Origin of the sequence: Imperialibacter sp. EC-SDR9 (assembly GCF_902498805.1) — a bacterium.
In the GTDB taxonomy this organism is placed as follows: domain Bacteria; phylum Bacteroidota; class Bacteroidia; order Cytophagales; family Cyclobacteriaceae; genus Imperialibacter.
This window is the reverse complement of sequence record NZ_LR701600.1, coordinates 1-25,166: the sequence shown is the minus strand read 5'-3', so window position 1 is coordinate 25,166 and position 25,166 is coordinate 1. Positions and strand designations below refer to the sequence as shown.

The following is a 25,166-nucleotide window of genomic DNA, read 5'->3' as shown; positions in this document are numbered from 1 at the left end:
TAGGTTCAGTTATTTGATTTCAAATGAATAAGGCATGCGTGCCTGAATACCCTCATAGTGCTGCAAATCTCTAATTTCTTTCACATAAGGGGCAAGCATACCATAGTTATTTTTGATCGATCTGGCTTCCAGCTCGTTAGAAGCACTTGAAAACATCTCTTCAAAGAAGTTCTTTTGCTTAGGGTAGAAACTCAATAGATAATCGTCGCCCAGCTCAGCCTTGTCAGCAGCAATTTTCACTGCGTCGTCAAAACTTCCCAGCAGATCAACCAGGCCAAGCTCATGGGCTTGAATGCCCGTCCAAACTCTTCCGCCAGCCAACTCCTTCAGCTTTTCTATAGGTAAGTGCCTCGCTTCCGCTGCCTTCGAGGTAAAGGTTTCGTAGCCTTCGTTCACACCGTCCTGAATAATCTGTTTCTCAAAGTCACTCAACGACCTTGTTACAGTCATTATATCTGAATATTCGCCTGTTTTTACTACATCGAAAGTAATACCCAGCTTATTCTCAAGGAATTTCTCCATGTTGAACATCATGCCGAAAATACCTATCGACCCGGTGATAGTATTGGGCTGAGCCACGATGGTGTCGCACGGCATGGAAAGATAGTAACCGCCTGATGCTGCATAGTCGCCCATGGAGGCAATAACTGGCTTCCTTTCTTTGGTAAGCATTATTTCCCTCCAAATAATATCGGAACCGGTAAGGCTTCCTCCCGGAGAATTAATGCGCAGCACCACGGCCTTTATTCTATCACTTTCCCGGGCATTTCTTATTTCCCGGGCAAATTTCTCTGCGCCAATTTGGCCATCCTCACCCTCTCCCATCAAAATTTCACCTTCGGCCACTATTACTGCAATCCTGTTCTTCGAAATTTCATCTGGCGAAATCGACTTCTTATACTTTTTCCACGAAATGAATGTAATATCAGTGCTCTCTTCTATCCCAAGTTTTATCTTGAGCAAGGTCTTCATTTCGTCCTCGTAGGCCACTTTCGTAGCCAGGCCGTAGTCGACAGCATCAGCCACTCTTCGCACCTTCATTTCCGATGAAATTTCTTTCAGTTTTTCAGCCGGGATGTTTCTCGCTTCGGCAATATCTGCCAGAAAAGTATCGTGAGCAGAATTCAGGAAAGAATTGATTTGAAGCTCATTCTCAGGACTCATGTCTTTGCGGATGAAGGGCTCTATCGCCGACTTAAACTCTCCTACTCTGAACACAAGTGGCTCAATTTCCAACTTGTCAAGTGTCCCCTTAAAAAACGAAATATTGGCGCTGAAGCCATTAAATTCAAGTGAACCTTGTGGATTAACGTAGAGTTCGTCAGCCACTGACCCGATATAGTAGTCGCCTTCAGAAATGTAGTTTCCGTATGAGTAGATGAACTTCCCTGATGTTTTGAAATCCAAAAGAGCATCTCTTACCTCTTTCAGGCTGGCAAAGCCTCCCGACAGGTAGCCATGCTCAATGTATATGCCCTTAATTTTATCGTCTGTTTTTGCATTCTTTATAACTTTCAACAAATCCAGCACGCCAAGGTAGCTTGGCCCACTATTTGGGAAAAATTCCTGAAATGGATCTTCGGGAGTACGTTCACTCAAAATACCACCTAAAGGCAGGTAGAGCACAGAATTATCTTTCACTTCTACCGTTTCTTCCGAGCTACTCGAAGCAATACCGACTAGGATAAGTATGCCTAGAAAACTGAAGATAAAAAGGCCAAGGATAGTGGCTAACAAATTTCGAAGAAAGGCCATTGAGACAGTTTTTGATTTATTTTTGTTCTTTGCAAATCTAACAAGATTCACCTAAGTTAAGAGCACCGCTAAAATTATTCACCTCCATGGGCATTTTCCTTTTACTCGGCTCCAACCAGGGCGATCGTTTGGCTACCCTTTTGCAGGCAGGCCGAATGATAAACGAGCGAATAGGGCAGATGGTTCGAAGTTCGTCGATTTACGCTACCCAGGCGTGGGGCCTTACTGATCAGGCTGATTTCCTCAACCAGGTGATTGAGATTGAAAGTGGTTTACAGGCCCAGGAGGTATTGAATCAAGCGCTGGAAATTGAACAGCATCTTGGCAGACAACGGATCGGAAAATGGGGCCCAAGGGTCATCGATATCGATATTTTGTACGTCGACGATGAAGTAATCAAAACCGATAGGCTGATTGTGCCTCACCCACAAATTCCCTTCAGGAGGTTTACTCTTGCACCATTGACCGAGATTGCGCCTGATTTTATTCACCCAACTTTAGGTAAAAATCAAACACAACTACTTAGTGAATGTGCCGACACATTGGAGGTGACAAAGTTATCAGACGCCACCGCCACAACATAAAATAAATATCCTCTGATACATTTTTCTTCTAACTTCGGCAGCTAACGAGGACGCATGGAATACTACGAATATCTGCTCATTGTAGCCGTCGGGTTTATAGCTGGCTTTGTCAACACGGTAGCTGGCGGAGGCTCATTGCTGTCGCTGCCAGTGCTGATTTTTCTTGGACTACCACCGGCAGTCGCCAATGCCACCAATCGGGTGGCCATCATGGGACAAAATATCTTTTCGGTGGCTGGCTTTCAAAGCAAGGGCGTATCCGCCAGGCCCTATTCCTGGTGGCTGGCAGGCTCATCTCTGATAGGTGGTGCCATTGGTGCGTGGTTCGCTGTAGAAATTGATGCCGATCTTTTTAACCGCATCCTGGCCATCATCATGGTGCTTGTAGTGCTCTCAATCATTTTCGACTCTGTTGTCAAGAAAAAATCAACAGGAGAGAAGCTTGACTTCATGCACCAACTCTGGGGCGTGATTGCCTTCTTCTTTATTGGCATTTATGGCGGGTTCATTCAGGCCGGCGTTGGCTTCCTTACTATAGCGGCGCTCACACACATCAATGGGTTTTCGTTGGTAAAAGCCAACTTTGTCAAAGTATTTGCGGCGTTGATCTATACAGGATCAGCGCTACTGGTTTTCATTATCGAAGACAAGGTAAATTGGACGTTGGGGCTGGTGCTCGCCGTCGGCAATAGTGCTGGTGGCTGGATTGCCAGCCGGTGGTCAGTCGAGAAAGGCGACAAAGTGATTCGCATCTTCCTTGTGATTACCGTAATTGCATTGGCCATTAAACTTTGGTTTTTCACCTAACAGAAATGATCGCAGACAAAAAAAGCATTCGCTCTCACTACCCCCTTCTTCACAACTGCACCTACCTGAATACGGCCAATGCCGGTGCCATGAGCCAGGCTACCCTGCAAAAGGGAACCGACTACCTTACAGAATTCGCACAGTATGCCAGCCAAAAACTTCCGGCGTGGATGGGCGAGATGGAAGAAACAAGGAAACTGTTTGCAGAACTTCTGAATGCCTCAAGCGAAGAAATAGGCCTGACATGGGATACCTCGTACGGCATTTCCTGGGTGCAGCAAATGTTGCAGTCTGATCTGGAACTGGTTCTTGTCAAGCACGATTTTCCCTCGGTGACACTGCCATGGATTCACCACAGCCGAAAAATTCACTGGATTGACTGGGACATGAAAAGCCACATTGATCTGGAGGCCATAGAAAAAGCACTATCCGGCAAACCAAAGATATTGGCGATAAGCCATGTGCAGTACACCAATGGATACCGGGTAGACCTCGAAGCCATTTCTGCCATGTGCCAAAAGCACGGAGCGTTTCTCATTGTGGATGCTATTCAAAGCCTTGGTGTGATCCCCATCGACCTGCAAAAAGTGCATGTTGACGTATTGGCAGCAAGCAGCTACAAATGGCTGACCTCCGGCTACGGAGCTGGTGTGTTGTACATAAACAAAAACTCCAGAAAAAAATTGACACAAGGATCGCTAGGCCCAGGCAGTATGACGGATTTTCTAAAGGATCCGATCCCGGCTGAAAACCTCAAACAACCGCCACAAAGTCTTGAAGCTGGCCACCCCAAGCCGCTATTGATACTGATGCAGGGTCAGGCGTTGAAAGAGCTGAAAGCCATCGGTTGGCAAAACGTTTACGAAGAGGTGACAGTGCTTTCTGCAAAGCTACACACCGCTATCAGGGAGGCCGGCTTTACTCCCATGGCCCCCAGAGACGAGAAAAGCTGGTCGGGCATTGTGTCGTTCGAATGCGACAAGTCGCTACATCAAAAGTTGACCTCGGAAAAGATCATTACAACCTACCGGCCCAATTACCTGAGGGCAGCAGTGCATTTTTATAATGAGGAGGGTGAGATTGATAGGTTGGCAGAAGTTATTTAATTGAGGGCACTATCTGACCAAATGAAAGTATCCCTTATAGCTCGCAGGGCAAGCTATAAACTTGATTGTGTAATAATAAATGCCCGAGGGAAAGTGATCTCCGCTCCAATCATTTTGATAGTCTAAGGCATGGTAGATCATTTGCCCATCCCTTGAAAAAATCTCCAGTTGATTGCCAAACAGCCCCCTATTACTCAAAATTTCTAACCTGTCATTCCTGTTGTCGTTATTGGGTGAAAAAGCGGTAGGAACTTCATCCGCAAGAAGCTCTCGAGGACTATAAATATTTACCAGAACAGTATCGACCGAGGCAGGACATATTCCGTCTGAAACTGTCCAGGTCAACTTGCTCAGCCCAGCCGCATCAGACTCAAAGCCGGACGAAGAGCTTTCAGGTGAAAGAACGTGCACATTTCCTTCTATAACCTCCCATTGGCCATTCCCTGTAGCAGGGTTTTGAGCTTGGAGTTGGCTTGCCGCAGCAAAGCATTGATCAACGTCCTCTCCAGCATAGGCAAGAGTCTGCTCCTGTATGGTTATGGTCGCAGTGTCCGACGCCGTGCACTCACCAACTGATACTGTCCAGATTAGGTTGTAAGCCCCTGGTGAATCAAAATTCACTTTCGTTTGAGGTGAAGATTTATCGGAAAAGCTAACCCCAACATCTTCGGAGGCCCACACCCCATCACCACCGGCGTCCACTGCGTCCAAGCTGACTGGCAAGTCCAATGAGCAATATCTAAGGTCATTGCCAGCAAAAACCCCCTCTAAGGAGTCGCTTACAAGAACGACAACTGTGTCACTTTCTTGCCCACAAGGGTTCGAAACAGTCCAAATAAAAGTATTAAGCCCGGTTTGCATGTTCGTGACAACAGTACTTGGACTGCCAATATTTTCAAACACACCGAACCCCAGTGCGCTCCAAAGGCCTTCCTCGCCATCGCCTAGTGATGCCGAAAGGCTGGTACTGTAACCACAAACAGCCTGGTCAGCACCTGCGCTTACGCCGGTTATTTCAATACCGCAATCTTCTGTACCCAACACCCACAACCCTCCCAAATCCTGTCCCAGTTCATCGTAGTATGGAGCTCCGATTACGAAATTATAACCACCTCCTGCTTCGTAAGCTAGTACTGATTGACCAAATCTGCTTCCAGGCTTTATATCAATATTGCTTCCTCCCAATGTATAGCTTAGCTTTCTGGCGTTAGTAACATCGAAGTTTCTTTCCGTTTCAAAAGTCCAAACCGCCCCTGCATCTGCTCCACCTGCGTTGTCCCTTGTAGAGCCGACCAAGAAGCCGTAATCACCCTGCTCATTGACATTTTCCATCACTGAGATAGAAGTACCGAACAGCTCTCCTGAATTAAGCTCATAGTTAAAGCCAGACTGATTTTGAGTAATTTTTTTTTGATTCTTGACACTACCATCACCATTCAGGAAAAGGATCCAAATTGCACCTGCATCAAATCCCGCATCATCATCCCGCTGACTCCCTACAATAAGTTCAGCAATACCATCTCCGTCAGAATCTCCGGCATTTGCAACAGAGCATCCAAAATAGTCTTCATAGCCCAAAACGTTCGGGAAACCAGAATTTCCTCCGCTTATTTTTCTATTTGACTTAACAGAGCCGTCGGGGTTCATAAGCAAAAGGTAAACAGCTCCGGTTTTGGCATTCGCCCCATTGTCCCGATACGCCCCCACAGCCAAGTCTATCACACCGTCCCCATCGATATCTCCCAAAGGTGTCACAGAACTCCCAAATGACGCCAGGTCAGCTAGTGAACCTGTGAAGCCTCCTGCCGTTTCGTTAATCTTCTGGTGAGTTTTTACAGTGCCATTTTCATTCAAAAAAAGTATCCAGACTGCCCCATGCTGATATCCTCCATCTTGATCGTAGACAGCACCTACCGCCACATCGGTTGTACCATCACCATTCAAGTCTCCAATATTTGATACTGAATAACCAAACCGGGAATTCGAAGGAATTATGACAGCCAAACCACCTTGAGAGTTTGAAATTTTATGTTGGTTTTTAACGCTGTTATCACGATTCAACAGGACAATCCAAATGGCTCCAGATTGAGCACCTCCATCATCTGTACTGCTAGCTCCTACAACAATATCCTCAATTCCGTCGTGATCAAAATCTCCGAGACTGGCAACGGAAATGCCAAAAAGATCACCAGGACGGAGGTCTCCACTAAAATTTTCCTGGCCCTTGGAAATAATCTTGAAATTTGACGGGAGTTCAAACTGGGCGTTGCAAATAAACCCAAATGTTAGACCAATTAGTGTTAGTAGCCCTCCTCTCACTTTGCCCACAGCCATTGTTTTATTAGAGAAGAACAATATTAGAACAAATCCCCGTCATCGTCCAACGTTTACTAATCTTCCTATTTCCTGTTCAGAAACAACCAAGTTATAGACTTTCATATCGTCTATATAACCGCCAAAAGGCCGAACCTGATTAATATGGTTTCCGATAGTAAAGCTTTTCATGAGATCTGCAACATCCACTTCCCCTCGGGATACAGCGTTAAGCTCATCATCGATATATAGTTTTAGGAATATGCCATCGTAAGTAAATCCCACCATGTGCCACTTATTGTCAGTCAACATACTTGCAGAATTCGTCTGGCATGCACTTTTACCACCTCCTTCATCCGCCAAAACAACCCTTAGGCCGACTTTGTCTCTGACCAAAAACCCCAACTTATCCCCATTATTAATGATGTGCTGAGTTCGGTCGTCAGGTCTTCTCGCTAGTTTAACCCAGCAAAAAATAGAAAGCTGGCTTTTGAGAGATAAATCCGTTGTGACGTCAATTCTGGCGTTATATGATTCGAAAAACATCGAAGACTGCTCTTTCCCAAATCTATCATCGGCATTTGTAACCTCGCCCCAATTTATCGTTCGAAGGCCTTGGAAGTTTGAGAAAGAATCTCTTCCATCGAAACTAAAGTTCAACAACAATCCATCTGAACGACTAATGCTTTTGGTAGTTTTTTGTGTACAGGAAAAAATCAGCTGATAAAAAACGACAACGATCAGAACCCCAAGATATTTTCGAGTTTTAACTCTATTCATTTTCGGGGCAAACTATGGTGGTAAAAACAGGTGCTCCGGCGTTGTCAACAGTCATTCTCCAGCATGTTCCATCAGGTGATTTCATAATCACTCCATTGGAAGTGTTATCAATATAGACGTCGCCATTTGTAACATGGATTTTCGATTTTGGAGCAGAGGTGCCAACCCCTATGTTGCCTACTTCAGAAATTCTCATGCGCTCACTTCGCTCTATCTCGCCTACGTTAGTCGTTTCAAAAGCTATAAAAGAAGGATAGCTATTGACTCCTGTTCCAGTTCCTACGTACATTTGGATGCCCGCCGATCTTCTGTACACACCGTCATAATAGTATCTGGCATAAAACCCGCCAACACGGTCTCCATCTTGCACATTGGTTGGACTCTGATAAGTACCTCTCGATCTGTGAGATACAAAAGATGCATTGAGGTAATCTATCTCACCTGACGCATGCGCCATCAGGTTCATCGTATAGTTATTTCTAAAGATTATTGGCTCGTAATTGGCACTCCCCACACCCGCAACCTCAAAATTGGTTTGAGGTGCTAAAGCCCCTATGCCGACGTTGCTGCCATTTGCATAAATTGGGCCACCTGCCTTATTAAAGTAGTTAGCGTTATTAAATGCAGATGACTGTGTCGTGCCGTCTGGAAACTTAATACCTCCTTCCAGGCTTTCGATTGTGCCATTAACAGAAAGCATTGATTCAGGATTTTGAGTACCAATACCCAAAAAACCTTTTTCTGTCAACCTCATACGCTCGCTTCTTTCAATTTCTCCAGCATCGGTTGTTTCAAATTTGATGAGCGACGGATAACTGTTTGCACCAGCGCCGCTGCCTACGTACATCTGTATCCCGGCAGCCCGCCTATAGTCACCATCAAAGAAATACCTGGCATAAAACCCACCGACACGATCACCATCTTGCACGTTGGTGGGACTTTCGTAAGTACCTCTCGATCTGTGAGATACAAAAGATGCATTCAGGTAATCTATTTCTCCTGATGCATGTGCCATCAGGTTCATCGTATAGTTGTTTCTAAAAATGATTGGCTCGTAATTGGCACTACCCAAACCCGCAACCTCAAAATTGGTTTGAGGTGTGGATGTCCCAATGCCAATTTGGTCGTCGCTGGCGTAAATGGGGCCGTCAGTTTTGTTGAAATAGTTGGAATAAATAGCAGTGGCTGCGCTTGTTTGCATAGTCCCATCAGGAAATTTAATACCGCCTGAAGTTGAGTGAATAGTGCCATTAACTGTCAAAGGTGCCCCGGGGGCAGGTGTGCCAATACCAACGTAACCATTGTCGGCAATCCTCATCCTTTCAGCTCTTACAACACTATTTGTAGATGTGGTCTCAAAGCGAATATTCGACGGGTAATTTCCGGCACCAGCGCCGACACCTACAAACATTTGTATTCCGGCTGTACGTTGATATTGACCATCCAGATAAGCTCTCCCATATACACCGCCGATGCGATCACCTCCAATGACGTTTTGAGGAGCTCCATAGGTTCCCCTGGATCTGTTTGCCACAAAAGATGCATTTAGGAAATCAACATCTCCAGAAGCGTATGCCAGAAGATTCATTGTGTAGTTGTTGCGAAAAATAACGGGTTCATAGTTTCCACTCCCATCTCCTGCCAACTCAAAATTTGTTTGAGGCGCCTCAGTTCCCACTCCAATATAATCCTCATCACTAGCATATATTGGCCCATCATTTCTGTTGAAATAGTCGCCATTAAAGCTTTCAACTGTAGCCGCCGACGTCTGTACACTGCCATCCGGAAATTTAATACCTCCTTCAGTTGATTCCACGACTCCATCCACCGAGAGTCTTGATGTCGGGCTGGTAATGCCAACCCCAACATTAGCTCCCTCTGTATATATTGGCCCCTCGGTTGTATTGATCAAATTGTCAGGCATCGCTGCTGAAGTTTGAATGCTTCCATCCGCAAATTTCAGGCCTCCTTCGGTAGTCTCAATCTGACCAGCAACAGTTAGCTTAGATGAAGGGCTACTGGTTCCAATACCCACCTTATCATCGGTTGAAATGCCTTCAGTTCCTATTTTCCACACATTATCTCCCGACCTTTTAGCATATAGCGCAATAGGAACTGCCAAAATCTGAGTTGTTCCCAGTTCCACAAAATCTGAATCGTCGGAAAGCCTAATCTCCACTTTTAAAAAGAAAAGATCATCTCCCCATTCAATAGACGAAAACTCTCCCGAAAGTATTTCTCCATTACCGACGGGAAGGCTCACAGTACCGAATTCGCTGGCTGATGTGGAATGGACTTCCTGATAAATCACTTCACCCGTCAAATCGCCTTTTAAAATACCCAATTGAATGGACAGACTTGTGTTGACCATCGGCTTGCCATCTGAATCTCTAATCACCGCCTGATAGTTAAAAAAATTCTGGGCATTAGCTTGATTAATAAGTAGCGTCGTTAGGATAATCACAACGAGCTTGGAAAGGATAAATGTTCTCATTTTAATTTCGTCATTTTTTCAATTGAAAGAAGCTTACCATTTTGCTCCAGCATTATCAGGTATAGTCCTGGCAAAAGGGCGGATGTTTCCAGCAAAAATTCATCTTGCAAAAAAGTTTTTTGAAGCACAATATTGCCTGAGGTGCTATAAACCCTGGCACTCACAGGATGCTGCTTGAGCATATCCCATTCGGTGGTCTTTAAAACAATAAAATCTGAAAACGGATTGGGATAAACCTTAATACCCTTCGATAAAATACGGCTTGCCCCTGCTGGAATTTCCACAAATTGGAATTGCTGAAATCCTTCACTAACAACAAGATTCCCTATAGAATAGACATTGGTAAATGATTCTCCTACTGACCATTCTACCGTCAGGTTGCCTGAACTGACGAGGCTGGGCGCCCCTCCTGAGTTAAGCGTCTGTATGGAAACAGCCTGACCAAAACATAGGCTGACTGTTGAAAAAATACAGCCGACAAGCAAAATACTTTTTAGCATAGATAAAAGTACAAAATGTCGGCTAATTTAGAAGTAAAATTTTAGTTATAATTCGCTCCGCAGCCTTTCCGTCCCATAATTCCGGTATTGCCCCTTTTTTCGATTTTCCTGACTCAATTTTTTCTATGCACTCAATCAACTTCTTTCGGTCAGAACCCACCAACTCATTGGTTCCAACATCGATTGTTTCAGGCCTCTCTGTGTTTTCTCGGAGTGTAATGCAGGGCACCTTTAGGTACGTGGTTTCTTCCTGGATACCGCCAGAATCGGTAATTACCCCAATCGCATTCTTCACCAGAAACATAAATTCGAAATAAGCAAAAGGTGGTTCGTACACAATCGCCCCTTCAGGAAATCCGGCTTGTTGAAGTTTTGTCCTGGTTCGAGGGTGTACCGGAAAAATAATCTTTCGGTCTTTTAAGTTTTTACTTAAGAAAGATAAGATATCGACCAGGTTATTCGGATCATCAACATTTGATGGCCGGTGTAGCGTAAGGAGATAGTAGTTTTTGGCCGATAGGCTTTCCCTATTCCACACCTCTGGCGATTGTAGTTTGTCCAGGTTCTGAATAAGATTGTCGATCATGGTGTTTCCCACAAAAAAAATGTTCTCCTTCGGCACGCCCATCTTCACCAGGTTCGCAGAAGCCCATTCGGTGGTAGTGAAAAGATAGTCGGCCAGCGAATCTGTCACGATTCTATTTATTTCCTCCGGCATGGCCATATCATACGACCTAAGGCCAGCTTCAACGTGCGCCAGTTTGATCATCATTTTTTTTGCAACGATCGTACAAGCCATGGTGGAAGTGACGTCTCCAACAACGATCACTAGGTCGCATGGATGAAATGTCAAATACTCTTCAAATGCCATCATGATCTTGCCCGTTTGGGCAGCCTGCGTACCAGAGCCTACATTCAGGTTAGCATCTGGCTCAGGAATTTCGAGCTGGTCAAAAAAAGACTTGCTCATGGCGTAGTCGTAGTGTTGGCCCGTATGAACTAGTTGAAAAGATAACTCCTTGCGCTCAGCTTGAAATTTCTTGATTGCCTTGATAAGCGGGGCGATCTTCATAAAGTTGGGCCTGGCCCCTGCCACTAATACCAGTCTCATGTTTGCCAAAAAGGATTGGGTTATTGAAAAAAATAAACTGAATTTTGACACGAAGTAAGAAAGAAATGCCTGTAAAGAAAATCTTGATGTTTCTAAACGAACCCTATCCTGGCGACATAAGGGTTTTCAAAGAGTCGGACGCCCTGCTGAAGGCAGGATTTGAAGTACATTTACTATGCCTCAGGAAGAATGCCACCCAGCCTTCGGATGAGAGGCTTGAAAACGGGCTTTTCATTCACCGGGTAGCAACGGACTCCAGTACTTTTCAAAAAGGCGTATGGGATATCGTAATTGCTACCTTTTGGAAGCATCCGATATTTTCTCACAGGGCCAGAAAGCTAGTCCGCCAGCATACTTTTGCAGCGGTACATGTTCACGACCTGCCACTTGCTTATACTGCATTTAGTCTTGCCGAAAAGTTCGGCGCCACTAAAGTGCTTGATTTGCATGAAAACTATCCTGAAGCCCTCGCTGTCTGGTTCGAATGGAGAAGAAATCCTTTTATTCGACTTAAAAACAATATCTTCTTCAACTATAAGAAATGGTCCGGCTATGAGATCAATGCTATCAAACGAGCCGATCATGTCATTACGGTCGTAGATGAAATGAGAGATAGGATGATTGAAGTGAGCGGAGAAAAGAATGAAAAATTCTCGGTCGTTTCCAATACTGAGCAATCGGACTTCATTCAACAGGTCGACGACCCCGAGGTGTATGAAGACTGGAAAGAAAAATTCATCATCACTTATACCGGAAATGTCGGGCCACACCGCGGAGTAGATACTGTTGTAAAAGGTATGCAATACCTGAAGGACATCAAAGACTGCAAGTTGGTAGTAGCGGGCTCTATGAATGACGCCGTTAGAAACTACCTGGGCGGACTTTGCGCTGAGTTTGATATTGAAGCAAACGTGAGACTATTGGGATATCAGCCATTCTCCAAATTCTTTTCCTTCATGAAAAATGCAAGCATCAATTTGATTCCGCATAACAGCAATCCACATACCGACCACACCATCCCGCACAAGCTTTTTCAGTGCATGATGGTGGGAAGGCCCGTCATCGTTAGCTCTTGCAAACCGCTAAAGCGGGTCGTCGAAACCACCGAGGCTGGCAAAGTTTTTCAGGCAGGCAATGCTGAGGATTTTGCTTCGCAAGTGAGAGAACTTTACAACAATCGTATTTTGACAGAAAAGTTGGCAAAAAACGGACTCGGAGCTACATTAGAAGGCAAATACAATTGGGATACCGATTCCGGGATTCTTGTTAACTATTACCAATCAATTGCTTAAAAAATGTTTCAAAGAATAAAGGCGAGAGAGAAAGAGCTCGCCAAAAAAGATCGATTTAAGAAAACCCTGGGCTTTATGTCGCACGGGCTGAATCCACCAGCCAAAATTCTCGATCTGGGCATCCCAAACGATCTTTCCAGATTTCTTGAAGCGAAGGGCTATCAGGTATCAAATACGAAAGGAGAAGACCTTGATGAGCTGCCGGAGACAGTTGCACTGGACGGCTACGACGCCGTTACCGCATTCGAAATACTTGAGCACCTCGTAAATCCCCTGAGTGTCCTCAAAGCCATCAAAGCCGAAAAAGTTTACGCTTCCATTCCCCTTCAAATGCCATTCAGCAAGGCATACAGAAATAAGAATGATCCTTGGGACCAGCATTTTCACGAGTTTGAGGACTGGCAGTTTGACTGGCTGCTCGACAAAGCCGGGTGGGAAATTGTCCGAAGAGAAAAATGGAAAACAGTAGTGCTTACTCCGGGCATCCGACCTATGCTACGAAAAATCATCCCAAGGTATTACATTATCGAGGCCCGTCGTAAATAACCATGGGCGTAGTCATCCGGCAGAGCTTTATCACAACTGTGCTCACGTATGTGGGCGTGGTGATTGGCTATGTCAATGTGCTCATCCTGTTTCCAAAATTTCTGACGCCGGAGGAAATTGGTCTGGTACGGCTTATTCCAAGTGCCGCCTTCCTCCTGCTGCCCCTGGCCCAGCTTGGCCTCGCACAGTGCACCGTTCGTTACTATCCGGCGTTCGAAAAAAAGAAAAACGGCCCTGGCGAACTGCTGGCCTTTGGGTTCATTGGGGTAACGTTGGGCTACCTGATCACACTTGTGCTTTACAATATCTTCAGAGAGCCTATCACGGCCTATTTCGCCAAAGAGTCTGGCCTGGTCAACGATTATCAGTGGGTGATCCTGGCTGTGCTGCTGGTCATGTCGTTTCAGGCGGTAGCAGAAGGGTATTCTCGTGCTTTGCTGAAAATTGTGGCCGCCAATTTTGCCAAGGAAGTGCTGGTGAGGATAGGCACGAGCATCACTGTACTCCTCTATGCCTTGAATATCATCACTTTTCCTGTCATGGTTTACACCATGATTGTTGTCTACGGCGTATCGCTGCTTTACCTGCTGGGCTACCTTGCCTACCGCCAGCAGCTTTCTCTCAAGTTCTCCTTTTCCACTTTTGAGAGACCTCAACTTAAAGAAATGATGGTCTACAGCATGTATGCGTTGCTGGGTGCCGGCGGTTCTTTCATCATCTTGAATATTGATCAGATTATGATCAGCGGAATGATAGGCCTGAGCTGGAATGGCATCTATACCACTGCCTTTTACATCGCTGTGGTGATTGAAATGCCCCGCCGGGCACTGACGCAGATAACGACACCACTCATCTCTCGGGCTTTCGACAAGCACGACATGGTGGAAATTGACAAGTTGTACAAAAAGGTGTCCATCAACCAGATGATCGCTGGATCACTGCTTTACATTGGCATTGCAGCCAACCTCAATTCCATTTTTGCACTGGTTCCCAACAACGAAGCCTTCATCCAGGGGATTACCGTGGTGAACATCATCGGTTTGGGCAAACTGCTGGACATGACTTTCAGCCTGAACGGAGAGATCATTGTGATGTCAAAATACTTCAGGTTCAACGTAGCGTCGTTGGTGATCCTGGCTATCCTGGCTGTCATGCTTAACTTGTGGCTTATTCCGCTCTACGGCATTGACGGTGCCGCCTGGGCATCCGCCATTTCTCTTTTCATTTACAATTTGGTGAAGATGATTTTTGTGTGGGTGAAACTCGGCGTTCAGCCATTCACATGGAAAAATGTAGGAATGCTTTTTATTTCAGCGTTGGTTCTACTTGCAGGGCTCTACCTTCCCTCCTTCTCAAATGTATTTTTGGATATTTTTGTCCGATCCACAATGATTACGATCCTATTTGGCGGGGCCGTCCTTCTTTTTAGAATTTCACCGGATGTGAATGAACTAGTAAAGGTGGTTTGGAGTAGACTTAGGTCGTAACGCACCACCAGAATCCGTGGTTTGAAAACGAGCTAATCCCCAAGCCAAAAATTACGTTTATCAGTTACTGAGTCAACCTAAAGTAAAATGAACATACAGCCGCTGTTTGATTATATCGCCAGGTATGTGGCATTGACTATCGAAGAGCAAGAGCTACTTCTGGCAAACGTAAATCGGCGACGGTACCTGAAAGGCCAATACATCGTGCAACAAGGAGATATCTGCCAATTTGAAAACTTTGTCTTATCGGGCTGTGTGAAGTCCTTTTACATAGACCCGGAAGGTCACGAGCATATTGCCATGTTTGCAATAGAAAACTGGTGGGTAACCGATTTGGGTAGCTTTATCAAGCAAAGGCCTGCCGACTACAATGTGCTATGCTTGGAAAATACGGAGTTGGTTCAATTCCATCATAAAAAACTTGAAGAACTTTACCAGAAAATTCCATCGCTCGAACGGTTCTTTAGGATCATTATTCAAAACGCTTTTGTGGCCTCGCAAGATAGAATAGTGCAAAGCATGAGCGTTCCTGCCAGGGAAAGGTACCTGGCCTTTCGGCAAAAATATCCGCAAATAGAGCGGCGTGTGCCACAGTATATGGTCGCTTCTTACCTTGGTATCACCAAGGAGTTTTTAAGCAAAATTCGTAGCCAGCTCATTCACGAACAGTAGAGCCTATTAACCTAGTTTAACATCCCTTTTTAATCTGGTTTATTTTCCACCAGCATCGCCTGCCGGAACTTTGTGCCTCACAAAAACACAAAGTGATATGTCAACATTGTTGGAAAAAATCAGCGACCTGAACGATCTGATTCTTCAGGGCAAAGCCATGGAAGCATTCGAAAGGTACTACCATGAGGATGTAGTGATGCAGGAAAATGAAACGAAGCCCACTGTGGGTAAGACCGCAAACAGAAAGCGGGAAGAAGAGTTTTTCGGAGCGATCATCGAATTCAGAGGAGCCAGACCATTGAAAGTGACCATAGGAGAAAACTCAACAATGGTAGAATGGCACTACGACTACACACACCGGGAGTGGGGCGTGCGCAACTACACACAGGTCTCCGTTCAAGAGTGGAAAAACGGACAGATCGTTCGGGAGAAATTCTATTATGGATCCTAAAGCACAGTGCTATGAAAACGAAGTTATTTCAAACAACAAGCTCGTGGAACAACCTGGTTATCAGGCTTTTACTAGCTGGAGTCATTTTTCCTCATGGAGCACAAAAGCTGTTCGGCTGGTTTGGCGGCTATGGCTTCGAAGGTACGATGGCCTACTTTACTGAGACCGTTGGCTTGCCCTGGCTGCTCGGCTTCCTGGTGATCCTCCTGGAGGCGTTAGGCTCTATTGTTCTACTGGCCGGTTTTGCCACAAGAATTTTAGCTGCCGCCTACATTTTGCTTGCGATAGGAATTGTTACGACCTCTCACTTGCAATATGGTTTTTTTATGAACTGGTATGGAAATCAGCCTGGAGAAGGGATTGAGTTCTTCATCCTGTGGCTGGGAATGAGTATTGCTCTGCTCCTTTCTGGAGGTGGCAGATACTCTGCCGACAAATACTTGTCCCGTGTAATAACTGAGCAGGCCCATTCCTATTAAAAACAGATGCTGGTTTTGAGGCTGACGACTCAAAACCAGCATTTACAAATTTTACCAAAGCCCCAGCTCCCAGGGGTACATAAACAGATAGTGGCTAACAACAATCAGAAGATACATCCTGAAAAAGGGATTCTTCCTGAAGACCACTAACACGGCCAACAGAATCATTAAAACTATTCCATTAAAAGAGAATGCGTTCAGGGCAGCGGGCAAAACCTCGCTACTGGCCAGCGCCGATAGCAGGTGAATGAGTGTTATAAGGCCGATAGAAAAAAAGGCCGCCACTCTCATATTGCCTTCCTGTGACCTCACTGCAACAATGGCTCCAGCGATTGGCCAAAAGGCAACCATGAGCCCAGCCCGAACTGGCAAACTCAAAAAGCCCATCAGCGCTGGCAGGAGGAAGCAGATGATGCTAACTGAAAGCCCGACTGAGTAGATCAACGTCGGTTTTTCACTCGTTTTATAAGTATGCCAAGCTAGTGCATGGAAATGTAGCCCGGCAGTAGCAATGGTAATAACCAGCAAAATTCGAGACACAAAATCTTCGTACCCCAACGTCAGCGAAGGCATTCTCAACACAAATACTGCTGCAAATAATATGAAAATAAATCTTTCAATAGCTGGCGTATACCTTTCGTGAAGCCAGGGCAACAGATAGTTCTCGTTGCCTCTCAGGTAGAAAAAAGAAATAGAGTAAGATAAACACAGTGCCACCACGGCCATTGTTCTCAGCTCAATAGCTCCTGGCAGGTGCAGGATTTGAAAAGTAAATGACGCCAGAAACAGCAGCACTCCCACCAGGATTGCTACAAGCAGCCACCCTCCCCTCTTTTCTTTATTGGCTATCATTCCGAACGTAGATCCGCTGATCAACGCAAGCGCAATGGCTATAAATGATCCGATGAGCATCTGCCCGGCACCGGGAAACTTCATCAGCTTAAATACCGATCCTGCGAAAAGCAGGAAAAACGAAAGGTAGGCAAACCACTTCGAGAGCGATTCTCTTTTGTTCATTGTTTCCATGGTTTCTAATTGTATAGTTTGAATTTGTTTTGGAGGTATCTCCGTAGTGATTGCCAGCCAGGCAGCATCAAAAGGCTGCCCGGATGCTAGCAGCTTTTCTATGTCGCAGCAAACATGATCAAGCATCTCATCCTGTAGAGGCTTGTAGGTCATACCCTGGCGGGCAAGGTAATCTCTGATGGCCTGCAGCTGCTCTTTACTCAAACTCCCCATACCTCTAGGCTTATGTTAGGTGCAGGCAGCAGTATGTTTTTCAATGTTTCCGTGAATTTTTGTAATTCCGACACTTTTACCTTTGCCAACTCCACTCCTTGTGGCGTAAGAGAATAGTACTTTCTGGCCCTTCCGTCCACCACCTCGGTTTCGGCAACCAGCAGCCCCTCATTCTCCAGTTTGTAGAGCACAGGGTAAAGCGCCCCATAGGTCAGTTTGATCTCGCTGGCAGAAAGCTCCTCCACTTTCTGGCTAATCTCATACCCATACATTTGCTTGTTTTCGGCAAGGAGCTTCAGAATAATGGTCTTCAGCGTCCCTTTGATGAATTCAGATGATGACATTGTTATATATTTAATTTTCTTAAATATATATGATTGAAAATTCAAACGCAAGCATTACGCCAATATTTCGGCGCTATACAATCAATAGGAAGTTCTAAAAAGGACACATCTTCAATTATCTCTGATCCGTCGCCTCTAGGGCAGTGTTCATCGAAACAACGGTTACCAGGCATTCTGGAGGGGTATAAACGGTCAAAACAAACTATCTATACTATGAACTGGCTAACGAAACTTTTCTCAAAAAAATCAAATAACCAACTGGTAATGAAATTCTCTAAAGAGGACAACACGTGGTTGGTGATGAAGGGGTATGATATTCTATATATGGGTAATGAACCACAATGCAATGCTTATTTGTGGAATCACGTTTCGAAGTAATTCGCTTTTAAAATATCAATAGTCGGTCATTGATTGGCTATCGATCTGGTTAATTAGTTTGAAGTCCATACCTGCCCTTCGGGGATCAACAGGTATGGCTTTTTTGTTTTCTTTTCTCACCCAAATGTCGTCAGACAGTTTGAGTCACTCCTTTTCTTGGTCGATCGTGTTGCCGCATGGGTCTGTCGACCTCAAATTCCGCTTCGTCGAAACGTCACTTACCTCTGCTTTACGCACCGTATTAATAGACAAATCAACTACTAAATGATATGTCCTGGCTACCCGCAGTTCTTACAAAGATATTAAAGCCAAAAAGTGAACTTAGGCTGAAGTTTTCAAAAGATGACAATGTATGGCTTGTAATGAAGGAGCACTCAATCCTATTCATGGGAGACGAAATGCAATGCAACATTTACATGCGAAATTTCGCTCGAAAGTGACATCTTCATAATCGGAACTCTAAACCGAGTGCTCTTTAACCAATGCAGGCTTTGAACCCAGCCCCGGCCTGATGCCTAAACAGGCAGGCAGATTTAGTTTTCCGGGGTTACTTGTCTGAAAAACACAAAAAATAATTTTAATAGTACCAATTTTTACTACATCGTCTCATATCCCGGCTCTATCGACACCTACTTCGTATTCGTCGAAACAAAATTTCTCACTCTCTTTTCCTCCGTATAATTGAACAACCAAACAAAAAAATATCATGAACTGGTTTTCAAAAGTGCTCACTCAGGTGTCAAAATCTAAAGATCAGCTTACCCTTAAATTCTCAAAGGACGACAATACCTGGTTGGTGATGAAAGAGTACTCGATCATGTTTATTGGAAGCGAAACAGCGTGTAATACATATATGAGGAATTTTGCTTCAAAGTAAAGTCCTCGTTGAAGAAATCGTTAGCTGACCAACGACGGCTATCGATCTGGTTTATTAGTTTGGAGTCCATGCCTGCCCTTCGGGGACCAACAGGTGTGGGCTTCTTTTTTTGTATCATGTGACCATAGTCATAAAAAGGTATTTCGCCGCTGTATATACTTGTATAAGTATTTGGCAAAGTCAAAAAACATGAAGAAGGATATTACATCCAGAACAGACATCGAAAAATTGGTTGACCAGTTCTATGACAAAGTCAGAACTGATAGTACAATAGGCTACATTTTCAATGACGTAGCTGCCCTTGATTTTGCAAAACACATGCCCACCATGTATAAGTTTTGGGAGACCACCCTGCTGGGAATAATGTCGTATAAAGGCAATCCGATGTCGGTGCATATCCAACTGGACAAGAAAGAGCAGTTGAAAAAAGAACACTTCGACCGCTGGCTGGAACTATGGACAGCCACTGTAGACGACCTCTTCGAAGGATCAAAGGCGGAAGAGGCCAAAACGAGAGCCTCCCAAATCCGCTACCTCATGCAATACAAAGTAGAGCAAAGCAGGTAGAAGTCAGCCCCTGAAATTATTTAGCGTGTGGATGACTTTCTGAACTTCATCATCAGTTAGCTCTGGAAACATAGGAAGGGAAAGAATACTGCTCTTTTCAGACGAGCCAACTAACAGACCCTCTGGGTCTGTCCTGAACGATTGGTATGGAAAAATCTCATTAATAAGGGCTGGATAGTGAACAGCGGCACCAACGCCACCACGATCTAAGTGTCGGATCAGGTTCTCCCTGTCATCAGTTTGAATGACATATTGATGAAAAACGGCATAGTCTGGATCGCCCATGGATGGCAATCTGTACATCGACCTGTCGAGACCATGCATATAGTGAGTGGCGATGAATCTTCGTCTAATGTTCCACCGATCAAGCATGGGAAGCTTTGATCTGAGAAAAGCTGCCTGAAGTTCGTGCAGCCTACTGTTCCTGCCTGCTACTTTGTGAACATTCCGTGTGTGCTGTCCATGATTGCCCACCAGCCGAACTATAGCCCCAAATTCGTCGTTGTTGGTAACAACTGCGCCCCCATCGCCCAGGCAGCCCAGGTTCTTGGTGGGGTAAAAGCTAAAGCAGCCAAAGTCTCCAATGGTACCTGCATTTTTCCCCTGATAAACAGCTCCATGCGCATGGGCACAGTCTTCGATCAATACCAGCTTATATGCGTCTCGTATTTCCAATAATTCATTCACGTGCGCTGGCTGCCCATACTGATGCACGACAATAATGGCTTTTGTTGCCTTCGAAATGCACCTTTGAACTGAAGCCGGATCGATGGTGTATTCCCCGGGAAGGGCGTCAGCGAAGACAGGCGAAGCCCCCACATTGATGACCGATTCCGCTACGGAAACCCATGTATTGGCAGGAACAACTACTTCGTCTCCGGTCTTTAAACCCGCAGCCTTCAATGCCAACTCCAGGGCGTCGGTGCCATTTCCGCAGCCAATGCAGTGTTTCACGCCCAAATACTCTCCAAACTCCTTCTCAAAGGCCTTGACCTCCTCACCAAGAACAAACCAGCTTTTGCTCAGCACCCTGTCATAAGCCTCGTCAAGAGAAGGTTTCAGCTTCTGATGTTGTCGGCTGATATCAAAATGTGGAATTGTATTCATAATATGTAGTCAGGCTAAAACCTGCGTCAGCGCTTGTTATCAACAAAAATTTCGAACAGCCTGTTTGAAAGCTTCATAGCGAGGCTCCTCCTGGCATATTTATCAATATACTTGGGTGCAAATGGTCGGTCAGTTTTGAAATCAGTAAATTGTTTTTCTAACGCTCGTCTGACTCCAACCTTGTCGTTAAACCCAAGGCATGCACCTGCCCTGGTATCTCCGATTATCTTCGCAACATCCCCAGAAGAATCGCCAATAGCCAAAATCGGGCGCTTAGCCTCCAGGTATTCAAAAAACTTTCCCGGTATGTGGCCTTTTGCATTGCCGGAATCATTCATTACCAGCAGTTGAACTGTGCTGGTTTTCATCGCTCTTCTTGCACTTCCGTGAGACAGATAGCCATCAACAACAAGTTTGCCCTTCAGCTCAGGGAAAGCCTCGATCGACGTTATCACCTGATCACTAAGAATACCTGCCAGGTAAATTTCCAAACTAGTAGCAAATTCCCTGTTTTCGACGCATAGCTCGGAAAGCACCTCCCATAACACCAAAGGATTTCTCATTTCATTGAGCATGCCAATATGTGCAAGCCTAAACTTCCCACCCGGCACCGTCGACTTTTCACTTTCCATAGCATGCTCGTCGTGCCCATTTGTTAATACAAACGTTTTAGCGGCCCCCAATCGGGTAAAATCGGCTGCCCAGGTATCACTCACCGTTATGAGCAAATCACAGTTTTTGATCACTTTTTGTTCGAGATAAGTGTGACGTTTCCGAGCCCACCCTTTCACCCCAAGCTTGTCGAGAATGTCCCATTCTGACCAGGGATCTCTGAAATCGGCCACCCACTTTACCCCAGTCTTTTTTTGGAGGCTCATCCCAATCAAATGCATGCTATGTGGAGGCCCTGTGGTGATGACCAGGTCAATGTCATTACTCTTAATCATTGGTGCCAGAAAGCGAACCGACGGCCTGACCCAAAAGACCCTGGGGTCGGGAATAAAAAAAGTAGCTCTGGCCCAAATAAGGAACGTATCAAGAAGGCCTTTCTTCTTTTTCTCAAGCACTTGCCCCTGCCTGGGCTGCCCTTCCTTACCGAAGTACTTTAGTGGCTCCCAAATCGGAAACTTCCAAACCTCCAGTTTGTCAGTCACTTCTTTCGTCAGCGTGTCGTCTTTGAGACTGAATGCCGGATTCTCTGGAGTAAAAATGATAGGCTCCACACCAAACTCCGGGAGGTGACTGGAAAGCTTGAGCCACCGCTGAACACCACCTCCTGCGCTCGGGGGCCAATAGTAAGTGACAATCAATACTTTCAGTTTTTTCATCCCGGCTACGCTAAGAATAAGCAAACATACAAAAAGAGACCATTGGCCATTTCAAGATTAATAGTAGATTTGCCACGCATTAGCGAAAAGCGTTAGAAATTTATCTTTTTGTGCCTACCTTGGAACGTTAGAAGTCTCTCTTTTCACAAGGTTGGCGGCTAAGAGCAAACAAATGGTTTTTTAATGAAGAAAATAGCTGTATTTACTTCGGGTGGTGATGCACCTGGCATGAATGCTTGTATAAGGTCTGTTGTTAGAAGTGCTCTTTATCATGAACTTGAGATCTACGGAATCAAGTATGGGTACAACGGAATGATTGAGGGTGACATCTATAAAATGAAGTCCTATTCCGTTAGCAACATCGTTCAAAGGGGCGGCACGATACTCAAATCGGCCAGAAGCAAGGAGTTCATGACCAAGGAAGGTCGTAAGAAGGCCTATGAGCAGCTTTCGTCGAGAGGAATAGAAGGCCTGATTGCCATTGGCGGAGACGGTACATTTACTGGTGCTAATATCTTCTTTGAGGAATATGGCATCCCAGTGGTGGGTGCACCAGGCACGATTGACAACGACCTATTTGGTTCAGACTATACTATTGGCTTCGATACGGCTGTAAATACTGCGCTCGAAGCCATCGACAAAATAAGAGATACGGCCATGTCGCATGACAGGGTCTTTTTTATCGAGGTAATGGGGCGGCATTCAGGCTACATAGCTATCCAGTCAGGTATCGGTGGTGGTGCAGAAATGGTGATGGTGCCCGAAACTTCTACTACCATCAACGAAGTCATTAACACGCTTCAAAAAGGCAAAGATGCGCAGAAGACCTCCTCTATTGTGGTGGTAGCTGAAGGAGGTGAGGAAGGTAATGCACATGAGATTGCTGCCAAAGTAGCGCCACACTTGCCAAAAGCTGACATACGGGTTTCTACGCTCGGTCATATCCAGCGAGGTGGTAATCCAACCGCTTTTGATAGAATTCTTGCTTCCAGACTCGGGTTGGCGGCAGTAGAAGGTCTTTTGAATGGTGAGAAAAATGTAATGGTAGGTATTATCGACAAAGAAGTGGTATACACCAACCTAAAAATCGCCATTTCAAAGTCCAAGCCACTTGATCAGGACCTCATTCGGCTCGTCGAAATCCTTAGCATCTAGTTGTCATGGGCTTTTTACCCATCTTCCTGGCACTTTCTCTTTTTCTCATGCTTTGGGGCATGGTGGTCAACCAGTTTCTTCGCTCTGAGAAAAAAAAGATACTAGCCTCGACCAGTGAATTCGGGCTTTCCGGAAACCTGCAAGTGGTTGACCAGCAACTGGCTTCAGAAGACTCAAAAGAGCTTAGAAGCCTGAGAGCACAGATGTTTCGTTACAACAAGCTGATTTCCAGCTTCCCCTACCGGATTGTGGCTATACTAATGAAGTTGAGGAAGTTCTAAACGTTGAGGCCGTTCTCACGAAGCATTTTATAAACTTCAGCGGTTGCCAACCGGTCAAACCACTGAACCTCCGCATCTTTTCTAAACCAGGTCAGTTGTCTTTTTGCGTACCTTCGTGAATTCCGCTTGAGCAGCCGAACAGCCTCTGCTTTGTCATAGTTGCCTTCCAGGTAGCCGAACACCTCCTGATAACCCAGCGTTTGCAGCGACTGGAGATGCCTGCTGCCAAAAAAAGCCTCAGCCTCTTCAAAAAGGCCGTTGGCGATCATTTGATCCATGCGCAGGTCGATGCGGTCGTACAACTGCTGGCGATCCGCAGTAAGACCTATTTTGATAGTAGAAAACGACCGCTCACTTTTACCCTGCCGCATCCTGAAAGAAGAGAACGTTTTCCCTGTCGATTCAATGACCTCAGCCGCTCTCACAAGCCTCACAGGGTTGTTTTTATCAACCTCTTGAAAAAACTCGGGGTCGTGCTCTTCAACGAATTTTCTCACTTCCGAAAGGCCATTTTCTGCCACATTCGCATTCCACTTCTCACGTACACCTTCTTTGATAACAGGCATTTCATCCATGCCATCGCACACCGCCTGCACATAAAGGCCCGATCCACCCACCATGATGGCCACGTCTCTCTCTTTGAAAACATCAGCCAGCACGGTCAGCGCATCTCTTTCGAACTGCCCGGCTGTGTACTCCCCAGTAATGGACAGGCTATTGACAAAATGGTGTTTCACCTGTTCAAGCATAAAAGGCTCGGGTTTTGCAGTGCCAACCTCCAGCTCCCGGTAAAACTGCCTGGAGTCAGCAGAAACAATTTCAGTCGGGAGCTTTTTGGCCAGATCGAAAGCCAGGTCGGTCTTTCCAACGGCAGTTGGCCCCACTATTACAATCAGCTTTTTATCACTCCGACTCATTATTGGCATCCTTAAATCAGGCTCGTTTACTTATCTTTTTGCAATTTTATTAACTTTAGGCAATACGTCGCCTGTTTGGCAGACTACCTTTGATGCATGATCAGCCTTGACAACAAAACTACGGAAGAATTACGGAAGGAGATCGAAAGGCTTAATACTGAGCTTCGGATAGCACAATCACGGTTTAAAACGTCTATAGAAGACAGCAACGACATCAGCCTGTTGCTAAACAATGACATCATTGTCAACTGCAATGATAAAGCTCTTGAGGTTTTCAAGGTTGGTAGCAAGGAATTTGTTGGAAAATCTGTCTTTGAATTTTGTCCGAATTTTCAGGCCGATGGCAGTGCCTCTGCTGACAAGTTCCAACAAAAAATAAACCCAGAATTGTCATTAGGGCTTAATTTCTAATGGCCGCCATTAGGGTTTTTAGGTTTTAAATCACTGATTATCAATGCTATGAGTTGTTTTTTTTTCGACCACAATTGCACGATTTTCCGTGTCATTTTAACTTACATGGCAGATGGACTTAAAACTGGCCTTTACTGACAAAGAAATCACCCCCTGGAGTGGGATGGTTTTCATGAAAAAACTGC

25 protein-coding genes are annotated in these 25,166 nt (G+C 45.3%); 14 read left to right on the top strand and 11 right to left on the bottom strand.

The annotated features are described in order from the left end of the window. Positions 1–9: 9 nt before the first annotated feature. Positions 10–1,755, bottom strand: a complete 1,746-nt coding sequence (gene sppA, locus GC130_RS21015) for a signal peptide peptidase SppA (RefSeq protein WP_152000327.1) — start codon at positions 1,753–1,755, stop codon at positions 10–12. 86 nt (positions 1,756–1,841) lie between these two features. Between sppA and folK the strand changes: the two genes are divergently transcribed. From folK to GC130_RS21000, 3 genes are read left to right on the top strand one after another with little or no spacing between them, the layout of a single operon-like run. Beyond that, complete coding sequence (gene folK, locus GC130_RS21010) at positions 1,842–2,339, top strand: 2-amino-4-hydroxy-6-hydroxymethyldihydropteridine diphosphokinase (RefSeq protein WP_152000326.1); 498 nt, start codon at positions 1,842–1,844, stop codon at positions 2,337–2,339. 54 nt (positions 2,340–2,393) lie between these two features. Next, positions 2,394–3,146, top strand: a complete 753-nt coding sequence (locus GC130_RS21005; RefSeq protein WP_152000325.1) for a sulfite exporter TauE/SafE family protein — start codon at positions 2,394–2,396, stop codon at positions 3,144–3,146. 5 nt (positions 3,147–3,151) lie between these two features. After that, entirely contained in the window at positions 3,152–4,252 is a 1,101-nt protein-coding gene (locus GC130_RS21000; protein ID WP_152000324.1) for an aminotransferase class V-fold PLP-dependent enzyme, read from the top strand. Between the two features lie 9 nt (positions 4,253–4,261). Here the strand turns inward: GC130_RS21000 and GC130_RS20995 are convergent, their stop codons facing one another. From GC130_RS20995 to wecB, 5 genes are read right to left on the bottom strand one after another with little or no spacing between them, the layout of a single operon-like run. Beyond that, a complete protein-coding gene (locus GC130_RS20995; RefSeq protein ID WP_193217936.1) occupies positions 4,262–6,580 on the bottom strand; it encodes a gliding motility-associated C-terminal domain-containing protein in 2,319 nt (772 codons plus the stop codon). 45 nt (positions 6,581–6,625) lie between these two features. Further along, positions 6,626–7,345: a LamG domain-containing protein gene (locus tag GC130_RS20990; protein ID WP_152000322.1), complete on the bottom strand. Its 720-nt coding sequence runs from the start codon at positions 7,343–7,345 to the stop codon at positions 6,626–6,628. Next, positions 7,338–9,839, bottom strand: coding sequence for a hypothetical protein (locus GC130_RS20985; protein WP_152000321.1), 2,502 nt, complete (start codon positions 9,837–9,839; stop codon positions 7,338–7,340). Before GC130_RS20985 ends, GC130_RS20990 begins: the two co-directional genes overlap by 8 nt. Further along, complete coding sequence (locus GC130_RS20980) at positions 9,836–10,339, bottom strand: T9SS type A sorting domain-containing protein (RefSeq protein WP_152000320.1); 504 nt, start codon at positions 10,337–10,339, stop codon at positions 9,836–9,838. The genes GC130_RS20985 and GC130_RS20980 overlap by 4 nt, the downstream gene beginning before the upstream one ends. Before the next feature lie 22 nt (positions 10,340–10,361). After that, entirely contained in the window at positions 10,362–11,450 is a 1,089-nt protein-coding gene (wecB, locus tag GC130_RS20975) for a non-hydrolyzing UDP-N-acetylglucosamine 2-epimerase (protein WP_152000319.1), read from the bottom strand. A gap of 44 nt (positions 11,451–11,494) precedes the next feature. Between wecB and GC130_RS20970 the strand changes: the two genes are divergently transcribed. From GC130_RS20970 to GC130_RS20945, 6 genes are all read left to right on the top strand, one after another. After that, on the top strand, positions 11,495–12,742 hold the full coding sequence (locus GC130_RS20970) for a glycosyltransferase family 4 protein (protein WP_152000318.1): 1,248 nt from the start codon (positions 11,495–11,497) through the stop codon (positions 12,740–12,742). 3 nt (positions 12,743–12,745) lie between these two features. Next, positions 12,746–13,288, top strand: a complete 543-nt coding sequence (locus tag GC130_RS20965) for a methyltransferase (protein WP_152000317.1) — start codon at positions 12,746–12,748, stop codon at positions 13,286–13,288. A 2-nt stretch (positions 13,289–13,290) separates the two neighbouring features. Beyond that, positions 13,291–14,775 (top strand): polysaccharide biosynthesis C-terminal domain-containing protein, encoded by a 1,485-nt coding sequence (locus GC130_RS20960; protein ID WP_152000316.1) that lies wholly within the window; start codon positions 13,291–13,293, stop codon positions 14,773–14,775. Positions 14,776–14,862: 87 nt separating this feature from the next. Further along, complete coding sequence (locus GC130_RS20955) at positions 14,863–15,447, top strand: Crp/Fnr family transcriptional regulator (protein ID WP_152000315.1); 585 nt, start codon at positions 14,863–14,865, stop codon at positions 15,445–15,447. Positions 15,448–15,544: 97 nt separating this feature from the next. Beyond that, positions 15,545–15,898 (top strand): nuclear transport factor 2 family protein, encoded by a 354-nt coding sequence (locus GC130_RS20950; protein ID WP_152000314.1) that lies wholly within the window; start codon positions 15,545–15,547, stop codon positions 15,896–15,898. 11 nt (positions 15,899–15,909) lie between these two features. Beyond that, positions 15,910–16,377 (top strand): DoxX family protein, encoded by a 468-nt coding sequence (locus tag GC130_RS20945; protein WP_152000313.1) that lies wholly within the window; start codon positions 15,910–15,912, stop codon positions 16,375–16,377. A 51-nt stretch (positions 16,378–16,428) separates the two neighbouring features. On the opposite strand, the gene GC130_RS20940 is transcribed toward GC130_RS20945, so the two are convergent. Beyond that, on the bottom strand, positions 16,429–17,616 hold the full coding sequence (locus GC130_RS20940) for a hypothetical protein (RefSeq protein ID WP_152000312.1): 1,188 nt from the start codon (positions 17,614–17,616) through the stop codon (positions 16,429–16,431). After that, complete coding sequence (locus GC130_RS20935) at positions 17,604–17,960, bottom strand: PadR family transcriptional regulator (RefSeq protein ID WP_152000311.1); 357 nt, start codon at positions 17,958–17,960, stop codon at positions 17,604–17,606. Before GC130_RS20935 ends, GC130_RS20940 begins: the two co-directional genes overlap by 13 nt. A 1,084-nt stretch (positions 17,961–19,044) precedes the next feature. Here GC130_RS20935 and GC130_RS28680 point away from each other — a divergent pair. Continuing rightward, positions 19,045–19,215 (top strand): hypothetical protein, encoded by a 171-nt coding sequence (locus tag GC130_RS28680; RefSeq protein ID WP_193217935.1) that lies wholly within the window; start codon positions 19,045–19,047, stop codon positions 19,213–19,215. A 189-nt stretch (positions 19,216–19,404) separates the two neighbouring features. Further along, positions 19,405–19,782 carry a group III truncated hemoglobin gene (locus GC130_RS20930; RefSeq protein WP_152000310.1) on the top strand — a complete coding sequence of 126 codons (378 nt, stop codon included), beginning with the start codon at positions 19,405–19,407 and terminating at the stop codon, positions 19,780–19,782. Between the two features lie 3 nt (positions 19,783–19,785). Here the strand turns inward: GC130_RS20930 and GC130_RS20925 are convergent, their stop codons facing one another. Together GC130_RS20925 and GC130_RS20920 are read right to left on the bottom strand one after the other, a co-directional pair. Then, positions 19,786–20,889 carry a DegT/DnrJ/EryC1/StrS aminotransferase family protein gene (locus GC130_RS20925; protein ID WP_152000309.1) on the bottom strand — a complete coding sequence of 368 codons (1,104 nt, stop codon included), beginning with the start codon at positions 20,887–20,889 and terminating at the stop codon, positions 19,786–19,788. A gap of 26 nt (positions 20,890–20,915) precedes the next feature. Continuing rightward, entirely contained in the window at positions 20,916–22,217 is a 1,302-nt protein-coding gene (locus tag GC130_RS20920) for a glycosyltransferase (protein WP_152000308.1), read from the bottom strand. A 183-nt stretch (positions 22,218–22,400) separates the two neighbouring features. Here GC130_RS20920 and pfkA point away from each other — a divergent pair, with 183 nt between their 5' ends. Together pfkA and GC130_RS20910 are read left to right on the top strand one after the other, a co-directional pair. After that, complete coding sequence (gene pfkA / locus GC130_RS20915) at positions 22,401–23,372, top strand: 6-phosphofructokinase (RefSeq protein WP_152000307.1); 972 nt, start codon at positions 22,401–22,403, stop codon at positions 23,370–23,372. A 5-nt stretch (positions 23,373–23,377) separates the two neighbouring features. Then, positions 23,378–23,653, top strand: coding sequence for a hypothetical protein (locus GC130_RS20910; RefSeq protein WP_152000306.1), 276 nt, complete (start codon positions 23,378–23,380; stop codon positions 23,651–23,653). Here the strand turns inward: GC130_RS20910 and miaA are convergent. Next, complete coding sequence (miaA, locus tag GC130_RS20905) at positions 23,650–24,570, bottom strand: tRNA (adenosine(37)-N6)-dimethylallyltransferase MiaA (RefSeq protein ID WP_152000305.1); 921 nt, start codon at positions 24,568–24,570, stop codon at positions 23,650–23,652. The genes GC130_RS20910 and miaA overlap by 4 nt on opposite strands. Before the next feature lie 96 nt (positions 24,571–24,666). Here miaA and GC130_RS20900 point away from each other — a divergent pair, with 96 nt between their 5' ends. Next, positions 24,667–24,981 carry a PAS domain-containing protein gene (locus tag GC130_RS20900; protein WP_152000304.1) on the top strand — a complete coding sequence of 105 codons (315 nt, stop codon included), beginning with the start codon at positions 24,667–24,669 and terminating at the stop codon, positions 24,979–24,981. The last annotated feature ends 185 nt before the right edge of the window (positions 24,982–25,166 follow it).